Here is a 12,029-nt window from a genome sequence, read left to right as displayed (position 1 = left end):
GAGAGCTCGGGACTATGAATCGTAAAATCTCACGGTTGGCTTTGCTGTCGACAGCACTGTTCGCGCCGTTGGTCGTCGCGGCGGCCGTCATCGCGCCCGCCCAATCGGCGCCCCCTTCCGCCCCCGCGAGCGGCGCGCTCCTGGCGGGCGCTGCGCGGGTCGATATCACCCCCGCCGTCGAGGACCTGCCCAAGCCGTTCGAATCTATCGAGAGTCGGCTCTATGTCCGCACGGTAGTGCTGGACTCGGGCGGCAAGCGCGCGGTTCTGGTCGTCGGCGACTTGCCGATGTTCGCGCCCGACATCTTCGACGACGTGATGACGCGGATCTCCAAGGAGGCCGGCACGGCGCCGGAGAACATTATGCTCGCCGTGACCCATACGCACGACACGGTGCGGATGGACAACAATCCCGTCGGCATCATCCTTCCCGGGTCCGAGAAGATTACCCGCATCACCACCGCGGCGATTCTGTCCTCCGTGAAGCAAGCCATCGCGAACCGCCAGCCGGCGAAGGCGGGCTACGCCAACGGCGTCTTCCGCCTGGCCGGGCGCAGTGACGCCGGCGCTGGCGCCGAGGGGGCGGCGGTGAGCGGCCGGACCCAGAGCGCGGACGCCTCGATTGGTGTGTTCAAGGTCGAGACCTTGGCGGGCGAACCCATCGCCCTGATGGTCAGCAACGGCCCCGGGCCGGGCGTGCCGGGTCTCGGCGGCGGCGGAAGACGGCCGAAGGTCAGCGCCGACATGGTCGGCATGGCCGAGCGCTATATCGAGCAACGCTATGGCGACAAGGTGGTGGCGATGTACACGGTCGGCGCGCCGATGGGGATCGCGATGAACCCGGGGCGCAAAGGGCCGGGACTTGTCCCGCCCGAGCCGAACACCGTCAAGGGCGCAGTGGCCACCGTTCTGGGCGAGGAGGTCATCGCGACCGCGCTCAAGATCAAGACTTCGGAAAAGCTGACGATTTCAGGCTCGCTCGAAGTCCTGATGTGTCCCGGCAAATCGACCTCGCCGCTCAACAATCCCGGGTCATGCTCGGACGCGCCCGACTCGAAACTGCCCCGGTGCGTCTTCACCGACACCGACATCGCGCCCGTTCCGTTGCGGTTCGGGACGATCCAACTGAGCGACTTCACGATCGTGCATAGCGACGCGAACGTCATGCCCTCGCTCTGGACGAAGGTGAAGCAGGGCGCGCCCAAGCCGGCGAACACGATGCTGGTGTCGCTGGGATATGGGCCTGTCCACTACGTCGTTCCCGACGAGGACTACCCCACCAACAGCTATCCCGTGACGGCCAGCATGGTGAAGCGCGGCTGCGCGGCGACCGGCTTCGTCAACGGCGCGCTCAAGATGGTCAACGCGTCCAAGGCGAGCGGCGGCTAATGGCCCGCGACGGGCGCTTCAATCAGACAGGATCGAGATCGACCATGGCAGATGTCCAACCAGGCAAGTTCCACCCACAAGCCGCGTTGAAGGGTTACGCGCTCAACCGCATGTGTTTCACGCTCAATGCGGCGGAAAACCGCGCCGCCTTCACCGCCGACCCGGACGGCTATTGCGCGCGGTTCGGCCTGAATGAAGAGGAACTCGCGGCCGTTCGGTCGCGGGAAAAGAAGCTGTTGTTCGCCGCCGGCGGCAACATGTACTTCCTGGCCAAGCTCGATCGGGTTCCCAAGCCGGAGGGGGCGCGCTGATGGCCGCCGTCATAGGAGGGCTGGGGACCAGCCACGTGCCAATGATCGGCCGGGCGATTGCGGCCAACAAACAGACCGAAGTGCCGTTCGCGCCTTTCTTCGCCAGCTTCGGGAGGGTCCACGAATGGCTGGGCGAGGCCAAGCCCGACGTCGTGATCGTTTTCTACAACGATCATGGCCTCAACTTCTTCCTCGACAACATGCCGACCTTCGCGATCGGGGTGGCGCACGACTATCGCAACGCGGACGAAGGCTGGGGGCCTCCCGAGCCCAGGACATTCCGCGGGGATGCCGAACTGGCCTGGCACATCGTCGGGTCCCTTGTCGCCGACGAATTTGACGTCTCGACATGCCAGGAAATGATCTTCGATCACGCCGGGATCACCGCGCTGGACCTGCTGTTTCCGGCGGATGGCCCGGGGCACGGCCAAGTACCCGTCGCCACCATCCCGATCATGATCAACGGCGTCCTGCCGCCTTTGCCGACCCCCGCGCGCTGCTACAAGCTGGGGCAGGCCATCGGCCGCGCCATCCGATCCTTCCCGAGTGATCGCAGGGTGTTGCTGGTCGGCAGCGGCGGGCTCAGCCACGAACTGGGCATCAGCGGCAAGATCAATCAGGAGTTCGACCGGCTCACCCTCCAGAAGATCGAACACGATCCTGAAGCCCTGACTCGTTTCACCAACGACCAGATCGTCGATCTCGCCGGCGCCCAGGGTTTGGAACTCATGACTTGGCTGGCCATGCGCGGTGCGGCCTCGGGCGGCGAAATCGTGACCAGCATCTACCACGCGCCGATCTCGCACACGGGCGGCGCGATGATGCTGATCGACACGCGCGAAGGTGAACGTTCATGACCGATTCCGTCGCGTTGAAAACGACAGCTGAAAAAGCGGCGTCCGACTCTAAGCATTGGGGCATTATGCTGCTCCTCTCGGTCGGCGTGCTCATCGCGTACGCTGATCGGTCGAGCATCGCCGCGGCCTTGGCCAACAAGGGTTTTGTCCACCATTTCGGGATGACGGCCGTCGGCCGTGGGCAGGTCGGGGCGGCGTTCTTCTGGTCTTACGCGGTCGCTCTGATGCCCCTGGGCTGGGTGGTCGATCGATACGGCGCGAAAATTCCCTACGCCATCTGCTTCGGGCTGTGGTGCCTCGCCACCGCCGCGACCGGCGCGATGCCGGCCTTGATGGGCATCGTGATCATGCGCTCGCTCGTGGGGGCGGCCGAGGGGATCGTAATGCCGGCGAGCTATCGCTGGATCCGCCACAATGTTCCTGAGCGTCATACCGGCGCTGCGCTCGGAATATTCTCCTTTGGAAACAAAGTCGGCACAGCCATTGGCGCCCCACTGGGCGCGTGGCTGATCTCCGCCTCGGACTGGCGTCTGATGTTCGTGATCACCGGAGCGTGCGGCCTGCTGTGGCTGATCCCGTGGATGACGCGCGTCCAGAGCGATTTTCCGCGCAAGGACCAGCGCGCGGAGGCAGGGCGGCGGGCCCACTCGGTCTCGTTCCAACGCATCATCACCTCGCCGGTGGTCTGGGGTGGGATCATCGTCAATTTCTGCTACAGCTACTTCGTCTTTTTCTGCATGACCTGGATGCCGTCCTACCTGGTCGAGCAGCGCGGGCTCTCGCTCACCAATTCAGGCCTCTACACCTTCTTCAGCTTCGCCGGCATCGCGATCGTCGCCGTCGTCGCGGGCTGGGCGGCGGACCGGATTATCGAAAAGGGCGGAGACCCCGTGATGACGCGCAAGGCGTTCATCGTCGCCGGCTTCATCGGCGCGACCACGGTGCTCTTCGGCGCCTACGCGGACAGCCTTGGGGCAGCGCTGTTCTGGAACATCTTCTCGCTGTCCTGTCTCGGCCTCGCCAGCGCCAACAATTTAGCGCTCACCAAGGTCACGCTGATCCCCAGGCCCGCCATTGGGATGATCGTTGGGGTTCAACACGTCGCGGCGGGCCTCTCTGGCGGAGCTGCCGCCAGCATCTCCGGCTGGCTACTCCACGTCAGCGGCGGTTACCGGCTGCCGATGTCGGTGATCGTGGTGTTTCTCGTGATCGGGGCCGCTTCGTCGGTCGTCCTGTTGCGGCCGAAATGGTCGCCGAAGGTCTCGGGCGAGGAAGGCCGACCAGACCTCCGAGGCTGATACCGCAGAGCATTCTGGCCGGGTAACGTCGGAGGATCGCCGAACCGGCTTGGGCGACGGGTGCTTTCAGCGCTGGCTTGTTGCGGTTGCTCCAGGACGAATCCACATTCAGCGCAGCCAGAGCACGATGGCGGCGAGGCGTATGAAGGCGAGGTAGTGGTCGGTCATCCGGTCATGGCGGGTCGCGAAGTGTCGGAAGTACTTGAGCTTGTTGAAGCATCGCTCGACGAGGTTGCGCGCCTTGTCGCCGGCTTCGTCGTGGGGGATACGGTCACCATAACGCCTGTATACGATGACGGTATAATCCGCCCCGACGGTGATGAGTTTCCCATCCGTAAAGAGCGCGCGAGGCGTGACTCATACAAAAACAGCACAGAGTTCATTAGCGTTCTGGAGAAGGACGATCCTGCATTTCAGGCTGCGCGCGGCGTTTGGCATCCAAGGGCGCGGGCGCCGTTTGGGACGATCCAGCTGCGCTCTCGGGCATCTGCGCCCCTAACGTGGAATGTGGCGCCAACAGCGCTCCAGAGACAAGTGCCAAGGTCAGGCGACGTCTGTTCACGCTGAAGCTCCGGTTGCTCAAGCCTCAGATCGTGTCTTTTCTTCTCGCAACAAGGGCGCGAGAGGTCTTTCTCATGTCCGGGTAGGGTCGTTCATCGCCGGGAGCATCGAGCCAGCATTAGGACATTCGGCGGTGTTGCCACCCAGCGGACTTCCTAACTTCGGCAGTGAGTGGAAATCAAACGGTGGTGGACCAGTCAAAACGCCGCCGCAATCTTGGGTCGCAATGCCGCTGGCTAGGGAGAGCGCCATGCGCAGATTTGCAATCGCCATCATTGTCCTGTCTCTATCGCAAGCCCCGGCTTGGGCGGGAAACACATCGCCGCCTTCGAATTCTCCATCGCCGCTAAACTGTATCGACGCGGCAGGACATCGGGCGGTCTGCGGACCAGATCCTTCTAACGTTCTGCGCGAATGCCGAGCTGCGGACGCGTTTGGTGCCTGCCCGCAAGACCCGAAGTGCTTCAAGGCGGACGGCTTGCAGGTTCGGTGCGTGAGGCCCGTCACCGTGGTCACTTCGCCAAAGCGCTAGGGATGAGCCGAGACTTCCCGCCGGCAAGGGGTCGGGAACCGAAACACGCTCCCTCGCGAATATCGGACCTACCTTCTCGCGTCAGTGTCGATCAGGCCGTCCCGACCTCGCGCCCCACCGGCGTCACAACGGAGTTTGGCGCGGATCTGGTGCGGCAGCGTGTGGCCGTCCAGCCATCTCGATGGCCAAGGCGCGGGCCAAACCTGTCGATTGCCGGAGGCCCGGCATCGGATCGTCAGGTCGCTCTTGATCCGGCGAACCGTGGGCCAGATTTGCGCCACGGCTCACCCCCGCGCGGACGAGGTCAGGCCGGCTTCTTCGGGCATGATGCCGGCGTCCAGCAGCGTTTCGACCAGCCAGGCGCGGCGCCGCCGCGCGTCGGATCGATCAAAGCCGTCCTGATAGCCGCCTTTCATCAGGCGAATGATCGGCATGGGTCCGCCGCAACCCTTCATCGGGCAGGTCGCCGCCCGCTGAACACGGTCTATGGTCCAACCCAGGTGCTTGCGCAGCCGTCGGCTCAGCATCTCCCGGCGGCCCCAAGTGCGCTCCATGCCGCAGTACTGGCACTTGAACCACAGGTCGTGACCCGCCTCGACGCAGGCGATCAGGCGCGTGGACGCGACCTTGGGGCTCAGTTGCGCGGCCTTGCGACGATCACTGTCGCTGGGCTCAGGCATCGGGCGGGATGTTCCGACCGATCATGTCGGGATTGCTCCCGAAATAGAAGCCGCGGCGCTTGGTGAAGAACTCGGCCGCCACGTCGATCGCCGCGATGATCACGAGCATCATGTGATAGTGCGCGCTCGCTGTCGGCAGATTGCGCAACTGCCCAACGCACGCCTCTCGGGCCGGGCGTAGTCCTTCGAAGAAGGCGACCGGGTCGCTGAGACCTCGCCGGCTGTGCCTAGCGGTCATGGCGACCCGCCAGAACGGTTGTCGAGGCGTGCGGGATCGCCCGCGCAAGAGGGGGGTAAGGTCGCATTGGCGGCTCCGATGTTCCGCTAATGTTCTCGTTCCGGCGGGGGCGAGAGTCAATCAGCCGAGCGTTGTCGCCTCAGGATTCTTCGACAGCCATGGCGGCCGACACAGGCGCTCATCCCATCAAGGGCGCGTTGGAGAGGCTGGTCGTTCAGGCCCCACGTTCTTCGCCGCCGCCCTGGCGTCTGCGCGCTTCAGCGCGGGCCAAGCCCTCGGAGGGCGTCGACCAGCTCAATCGGATGGCCGCTCGCGGACAGGCGGTCGAGCCACTCGGCCAGTTCATCGGCGTCCTGGATGTCCAGGCCCGTCTGAGCGACCCCGGCGACGACGGCCGGCCAGCCGGTGAAGCGGTCAAAGACCGTCCAGCCGTCCACGTCCTCGCGCAGGTCAAATCGGTTTGGCATGCGCGAAGGTTCGCGCCGATCGCGCCGGTTTTCAAGGGGAGGCGGCGTCAGGGTCGCTTCCAGGCTCCCCGGCCGGCGCGGCGCGCCTCGGCCTCGGCCGCAGCATAGGCGCCCTTGCTGTAGCGCCGATATTCGGTGGCCAGGCCCGAGCGGATTTGGGCGGCGTTGATATCCGGACTGGCGTTCGACCAACAACGGCCGACAAAGCGGCGATACCTGTCGCGGTCGACAAAGCGGCAGCCGACGCGGCCGCGCGTCAGGCCGATCAGTTCGTCGCGCGCCTCATAGGCCAGCGGCTCGGCCGGGATCTTGCCGCGGCGAACCTCCGGCGCGTCGACGCCGAACAGGCGCACCCGTTCGGAGCCGCAACGCAAGGTGTCGCCGTCGTGAACGCTTGGGGCGGTGCAGGCGATGATGGCGGCGAGGACGGCGGCGAAGATCATGCCGGGCTTGTAGGCGATGTCGCCCCTGTCGCGGAAGCGGCGGCTCCATGGATATCGACGGCTCGCCGTCCCGCCCGCCCCGCCCGTCGCGGCGGTCGATGATCGCAGGACGCCCGGCCGGGCCTTTGGCCCGGATAAGGCCATCGCGCTGCGCGCGATGACTTCTTTGAAAGCCTTTCCCCAGAAAGCGGGGTGGGCGGCGCGCCGGTATAGGCCCGCCAGGGTCGGCGGCAAGCCGGCCAAGAGGCCGGCTCCTCCACTGCGTTGCGGCCCTTCGGGTGCCGCCGCCCCTTGCGGCGGGCCTAACCGGCTTCTTCGCCGCCCACCCCCCTTTCCGGGGAAAGGATGTGGGGTTTGGGGCGGTGAAGGAGCACCCTCATGCGCCCCACCGGTCAACGCCGAACCTCCGCCGCCAAGGCTCGCGCCTCATCGGCCGCCGCCGCGCCCGTTTCCGCTACGCCCTCCCGGCGGGGGTCTGGGTCAGGCGAGGTCAGCCTCTATGACGAGGTCACCCGCAAAATCATCGCCCAGCTGGAGGCCGGGCGTCTGCCCTGGGTCCAGCCGTGGGGCAGGGCGGGGGGCGCGGCCCTCTCACTGCCGCGCAACGGGATCACCGGGCGGCGCTACTCCGGGGTCAACATCCTGTTGCTGTGGGGCGCCGTCGTCGCGCATGGCTATCCCTCGCAAGGCTGGCTGACCTTCAAGCAGGCCCTGGCGGCCGGGGGCTGCGTGCGCAAGGGCGAGCGCGGGACGAGCGTGGTCTATGCCGACCGCTTCACGCCCCGCGCCGAGCAGGAACGCGCCGCCCGCGACGGCGACGCGCCGGGCAAGGTCGCCTTTCTAAAGCGCTTCACGGTCTTCAATCTGGCCCAATGCGAAGGGCTGGTCGGCGCCGACCCCGAGCCCGCCCCCTTGCCCGAGCGGCAGGTGGTCCCGCACGCCGAGGCGCTGATCGTCGCCACCGGCGCCGACTTCCGCATCGGCGGAAACCTGGCCTTCTATTCGCCCTCGCACGACTTTGTTCAGGTCCCGCCGCAACCGGCCTTCGGCGACCAGATCAACTATTACCGCACCGCTTTCCACGAGCTGTCGCACTGGACGGGCCACGGCTCGCGCCTGGACCGCGACCAGTCCGGCGTGCGTGGCGGCAAGGCCTATGCGCGCGAGGAACTGGTCGCCGAAATGGGCGCGGCGTTCCTGTGCGCCAGTCTCGGCATCGTCCCGACCGTGCGTCACGCCGACTACATCGGGTCGTGGCTGGAGGTGGTGCGCGAGGACAATCGGGCCATCTTCCGCGCCGCCTCGCAAGCCAGCAAGGCCGCCGATTTCCTGCTGGCCTTCAGGCCGGACGCCCCACCGCCCGCCGCTGATCGCGTCTTGCTCGCGGCGCAGGATCGGGAGCTGGTCGCATGATCCTCCTTTCCCAAACCCTTCGCGCGCGGCTGCTGATCAATGGCGCGGTCGACGTCGAAACCGACCACGTTCCGGTGGTCAAGTTCTTCAATCCGCTCGGGGCGGGCCGCTGGCTCGTCACCGAGATGGACCAGGACGGCGACACCCTGTTCGGGCTCGCCGATCTAGGCGAGCCCGAACTTGGATCGTTCAGCCTCGCCGAGATCGAGGCCGTGCGCCTGCCGTTCGGCCTGACCATCGAGCGCGATGTCTACTTCTCCACCGGCCTGCCGCTGTCGGTCTGGACCGCCGCCGCCCGGCGCACCGGGTCGATCTCCGCCGCCGAGACCCTGCTGAAGGTCATCGCCCGCAGGGACGGGGGCGCGTCATGACCCTCTACACCGCCCAATGCGGCTATGCGGGCTACTACGCCCACGTCGGGCAGGTCGAGGCCGAGGGCGTCGAGGCCGCCTGCGAAGCCGCCGTCGCCCAGGCCAACGACAGCGCCGGCTGGCGTGCGCTGGACCATGTCGGCCCCACCTTCGTGGACGCCATCGCGGTCGGGGAGGGCGACCCGTGGCTGGACGGCGCGTCCGCCTTGCCCGTGCCGCTGTTGTTCACCGAGGGCGGCGAGACCGCCCTGGTTCACATCGTCATGGAGGGCGGCGCCATTCATGAGGTGGTGTTCGCCGGGGCGCCGTGCCGCGTCCTGATCACCGACTACGCCGTGGAGGGGCCGGACCCTGGCCCGCGCGAGACCGACGCCCACGAGCGGCCGGTCCTGGCCTTCCGCTTGGGCCCTCGGCCCCCCCGATCCCGATCCTGAAATTCCGCGCGCCGGGGCCCGCCCCGACGCCGGAGCCCTGCGCCAATCCCGGCGCATCCCCGACCCCGCCCGCCGCCTGGACAGCATCACGGACGGGGTCGGTTCCACCCCTGAAAAACAGGAGCGTTCGCTATGAGACTTGCTTTTGCCGATCCCCGCAACATGACCATCTCGCCGCTCAACATGCACTTTGGGCGACCCGCGCCGGACGTCTCCGACATCCGGCCCTCGATCGGACAGCGCGGAGTGTTGTTCCCCATGCTCGTCCAGGAGAAGTTCGCCGACGGCGTCGTCGTGCCCGGTCATTTCGCGGTCGTGGCCGGGGCGCGCCGCCTGACGGCGGCCCAGGCCGAGATCGCCGCCGGGGTCGAGATCGACCCCGTGCCGATCTGCATCCTCGATCCCGGCGACGACGCCGCCGCCACCGAGGCCTCGCTGATCGAGAACTTGCAGCGCCTGCCGCCGGACGAGGTCTCGACCTGGGAGGCGTTCGCCAAACTCGTCAAGCAAGGCCGCACGACGCAGGAAATCGCCGTCACCTTCCACATGACCGAGGCGGTGGTGAACCGGACCCTGGCGCTCGGCAATCTTCTGCCGCGCCTGCGAAAGCTCTATCGCGCCGAGAAGATCAACGTCGGTACGATCCGCCTGCTGACCCTGGCCACCAAGTCGCAACAGAAAGCCTGGCTGGCGATCTACGACGATCCCGACCAGCCCACCCCGCTGGGACAGGGCCTGAAGAACTGGCTGTTCGGCGGCGCGTCGATCCCGACCCGGCACGCCCTGTTCAGCCTGGACGACTATCCCGGCGCGATCATCGCCGACCTGTTCGGCGAGGACAGCTACTTCACCGATCCAGGCCTGTTCTGGACCCACCAGAACGCGGCCCTGGCGGCCAGGCGCGAGGCCCTGCTGGCGCAGGGCTGGAGCGCGGTGGAGGTGCTGGAGACCGGGCGGTCGTTCGACGCCTGGAAGCATGAACGGGTGTCCAAGGCCAAGGGCGGCAAGGTCTATCTGTCGGTCAGTCATCGCGGCGAGATCACCGCCCACGAAGGCTTCCTGACCGCCAAGGAGGCCCGGCGCGCCCGCGCCGCCGCCGACAAGGCGGCGCGCGGCGAGAGCGGCCGGGCGGGCCCCACGACCGACCGGGCCGAGGTGACAGGCGCCCAGCAGAGCTATATCGACCTGCACCGCCGCGCCGCCGTCCGCGCGGTCCTGGCCAGCCATACGGGTGTCGCCCTGCGGCTGCTGGTCGCCCACGCCGTGGCGGGCTCGCACCTTTGGACGATCAAGGCCGACCCGGCGCGGGGCGGGAACCAGGCGGTCAGCGCCAGTCTCGAGACGTGTCCCGCCGAGGCCCGCTTTCGGGCTCAGCGCGCGATGGCCGCCGCCCTGCTGGGCGCCGATCCCGAGCGCGATCTGGTCGGCCAGCGGCGCGAGGGCGGCGCGGCGGGCGTCTTCGCCAAGCTGCTGTCCTTGCCCGACGCCGACGTCCTGGCGGTCGCCGCCGTGGTCATCGGGGAGACCCTGGCCGCCGGGAGCGCCGAGGTCGAGGCGGCGGGGGCGTTTCTGAAGATCGACATGGGCGAGTTCTGGACGCCGGACGAGGCCTTCTTCGACCTGATGCGCGACCGCGAGGCGGTCAACGCCATGCTCAAGGAGGTGGGCGGCAAGAAGGTCGCCGACGGCAATCTGACCGAGAAGGTCAAGACCCAGAAGGCGATCCTGCGCGACTTCCTGGACGGGACCAACGACCGGCCCAAGGTCGCCCGCTGGACGCCCAAATGGCTGACCTTCCCGGCGGGCGCCTATACGCGCAGGCCGTTCGCCACCGCCCAGCGGAGCAAGGCGGTCGCGCCGCTGCTGCGCGGCGTGCGCTTGCCTTCGCCCGCCAATGTCCCGCCTCCGGCCGTGACCCTGGCGGCCAATCCCAACCCGGCCATTCTCGCCGCCGGATAGGCCCCGGCGTCCTGTCGTCAGTCTTGCTCCCGGGTCTTCGGACCCGGGGGTTTGTTTAGGGACGCATCCGGAGCCAGCCCCCGCGCCAGCGACGCGGGAGCCGCCAAGCTCAGGGTTCCGGCGTTCAGACCAGGACGTAGCCAGGCGGGCTGAAGGGATCCGGATCGGCGATCCGCCGCGCGGCGACGGCGCGGGGACCCAGCGCCGGATAGGCCAGGGTCAGGGCGATGTAGGGCCGGCCGTCCGCATCGATGCGGTTGAAGCCTGGACCCAGGTCGACGCCATCGAAGTCGGTCAAGATCGTGGGGTTCGTCGGGATGGTCCGACCCCGCCAGGGTCGGCAGGATGGCGATGCCGGGCGGCCTCGAAGGGGCGAAGACGGCCGTGATAGACGCCGGAGCCGGTGAGGGTGAGCGCCGATGACGGCCATGGGGGTGTCCTCTATCTGGCGTCCGGCCGGGCCGATCCCCGACTTGGCTTGACCCTATGGACGGCCCAGACCGCCAGGAACCATCGCGCCAGAGCTTTTTCCCCGCCGCCCCGAGGGGCGGCTCCTCGCGCCCGCTTCGCTACAAAAAGCCCTGTCGCTCCGGTCCTTCGCTGTCGCTTCGGCCCTCCGGGTCCCGGCGGCCTGGGCCGTCCATAACGGGCGCCTGTCGCCGGGGATCGGCCCGGTCGAACACCAGACAGAGGACACCCCCATGACCGTCATCGGCTTTGTCACCCTCACCGACTCCGGCGTCTATCACGGCCATCTTCACACCTTCAATGTCCGCGCCGACATCGCCATCCTGCCGACCCTGGCGGGACCGGACCATCCCGACGAACCCCACTACCTGGTCCGCTTCGACGGGATCGACCTGGGGCCAGGCTTCAACCGCATCGATGCGGACGGCCGGCCCTACATCGCCCTGACCCTGGCCCACCCGGAGCTGGGTCCCCGCGCCATCGCCGCGCGGCTGATCGCCGATCCGGATCCCTTCAACCCCCCTGGCTACGTCCTGGTCTGGACGCCGGAGCCCTGAGCTCGGCGGCTCCCGCGCCGCTGGCGCGGGAGCTGGCTCCGGATGCGGGCTC

At 67.6% G+C, this 12,029-nt stretch carries 14 protein-coding genes and 1 pseudogene; 9 read left to right on the top strand and 6 right to left on the bottom strand.

The genetic code is table 11. The annotated features are described in order from the left end of the window. The first annotated feature begins 14 nt into the window (after positions 1–14). From ACIPQB_RS22640 to ACIPQB_RS22625, 4 genes are read left to right on the top strand one after another with little or no spacing between them, the layout of a single operon-like run. Complete coding sequence (locus tag ACIPQB_RS22640; RefSeq protein ID WP_446487505.1) at positions 15–1,388, top strand: hypothetical protein; 1,374 nt, start codon at positions 15–17, stop codon at positions 1,386–1,388. A 44-nt stretch (positions 1,389–1,432) separates the two neighbouring features. Further along, positions 1,433–1,699 (top strand): hypothetical protein, encoded by a 267-nt coding sequence (locus ACIPQB_RS22635; RefSeq protein ID WP_446487504.1) that lies wholly within the window; start codon positions 1,433–1,435, stop codon positions 1,697–1,699. Further along, a complete protein-coding gene (locus tag ACIPQB_RS22630; RefSeq protein WP_446487503.1) occupies positions 1,699–2,556 on the top strand; it encodes a class III extradiol dioxygenase family protein in 858 nt (285 codons plus the stop codon). The genes ACIPQB_RS22635 and ACIPQB_RS22630 overlap by 1 nt, the downstream gene beginning before the upstream one ends. Next, positions 2,553–3,854: an MFS transporter gene (locus ACIPQB_RS22625; RefSeq protein ID WP_446487502.1), complete on the top strand. Its 1,302-nt coding sequence runs from the start codon at positions 2,553–2,555 to the stop codon at positions 3,852–3,854. The genes ACIPQB_RS22630 and ACIPQB_RS22625 overlap by 4 nt, the downstream gene beginning before the upstream one ends. A 108-nt stretch (positions 3,855–3,962) precedes the next feature. Here the strand turns inward: ACIPQB_RS22625 and ACIPQB_RS22620 are convergent. From ACIPQB_RS22620 to ACIPQB_RS22600, 5 genes and pseudogenes are all read right to left on the bottom strand, one after another. Then, positions 3,963–4,091: pseudogene (locus ACIPQB_RS22620) on the bottom strand (IS5/IS1182 family transposase); the annotation flags it as partial. 1,140 nt (positions 4,092–5,231) lie between these two features. Next, positions 5,232–5,627 (bottom strand): hypothetical protein, encoded by a 396-nt coding sequence (locus ACIPQB_RS22615; RefSeq protein ID WP_446487501.1) that lies wholly within the window; start codon positions 5,625–5,627, stop codon positions 5,232–5,234. Continuing rightward, entirely contained in the window at positions 5,620–5,865 is a 246-nt protein-coding gene (locus ACIPQB_RS22610; protein ID WP_446487500.1) for a hypothetical protein, read from the bottom strand. The genes ACIPQB_RS22615 and ACIPQB_RS22610 overlap by 8 nt, the downstream gene beginning before the upstream one ends. A gap of 257 nt (positions 5,866–6,122) precedes the next feature. Beyond that, complete coding sequence (locus ACIPQB_RS22605) at positions 6,123–6,332, bottom strand: hypothetical protein (RefSeq protein ID WP_446487499.1); 210 nt, start codon at positions 6,330–6,332, stop codon at positions 6,123–6,125. 47 nt (positions 6,333–6,379) lie between these two features. Then, positions 6,380–6,775, bottom strand: a complete 396-nt coding sequence (locus ACIPQB_RS22600; RefSeq protein WP_446487498.1) for a thermonuclease family protein — start codon at positions 6,773–6,775, stop codon at positions 6,380–6,382. Positions 6,776–7,153: 378 nt separating this feature from the next. Between ACIPQB_RS22600 and ACIPQB_RS22595 the strand changes: the two genes are divergently transcribed. The 4 genes from ACIPQB_RS22595 (at position 7,154) to ACIPQB_RS22580 (ending at position 10,952) form a co-directional block, all read left to right on the top strand. Then, entirely contained in the window at positions 7,154–8,188 is a 1,035-nt protein-coding gene (locus tag ACIPQB_RS22595) for an ArdC family protein (protein ID WP_446487497.1), read from the top strand. After that, positions 8,185–8,559 (top strand): DUF2958 domain-containing protein, encoded by a 375-nt coding sequence (locus ACIPQB_RS22590; protein WP_446487496.1) that lies wholly within the window; start codon positions 8,185–8,187, stop codon positions 8,557–8,559. The genes ACIPQB_RS22595 and ACIPQB_RS22590 overlap by 4 nt, the downstream gene beginning before the upstream one ends. Beyond that, the gene (locus ACIPQB_RS22585; RefSeq protein WP_446487495.1) at positions 8,556–8,993 is read left to right on the top strand and encodes a hypothetical protein; all 438 of its coding nucleotides are present in this window, start codon (positions 8,556–8,558) and stop codon (positions 8,991–8,993) included. The genes ACIPQB_RS22590 and ACIPQB_RS22585 overlap by 4 nt, the downstream gene beginning before the upstream one ends. 132 nt (positions 8,994–9,125) lie before the next feature. After that, positions 9,126–10,952 carry a ParB/RepB/Spo0J family partition protein gene (locus ACIPQB_RS22580; RefSeq protein ID WP_446487494.1) on the top strand — a complete coding sequence of 609 codons (1,827 nt, stop codon included), beginning with the start codon at positions 9,126–9,128 and terminating at the stop codon, positions 10,950–10,952. Between the two features lie 124 nt (positions 10,953–11,076). Here ACIPQB_RS22580 and ACIPQB_RS22575 read toward each other — a convergent pair whose 3' ends face one another. Next, positions 11,077–11,250, bottom strand: coding sequence for a hypothetical protein (locus ACIPQB_RS22575; RefSeq protein ID WP_446487493.1), 174 nt, complete (start codon positions 11,248–11,250; stop codon positions 11,077–11,079). 403 nt (positions 11,251–11,653) lie between these two features. Here ACIPQB_RS22575 and ACIPQB_RS22570 point away from each other — a divergent pair, with 403 nt between their 5' ends. Next, on the top strand, positions 11,654–11,977 hold the full coding sequence (locus ACIPQB_RS22570; protein WP_446487492.1) for a DUF736 family protein: 324 nt from the start codon (positions 11,654–11,656) through the stop codon (positions 11,975–11,977). Positions 11,978–12,029 lie beyond the last annotated feature (52 nt).

It is taken from the genome of Caulobacter sp. LARHSG274 (genome assembly GCF_052871235.1).
Note: the sequence above shows the minus strand (reverse complement) of the source record. Positions and strands in the feature narration are given on the sequence as shown.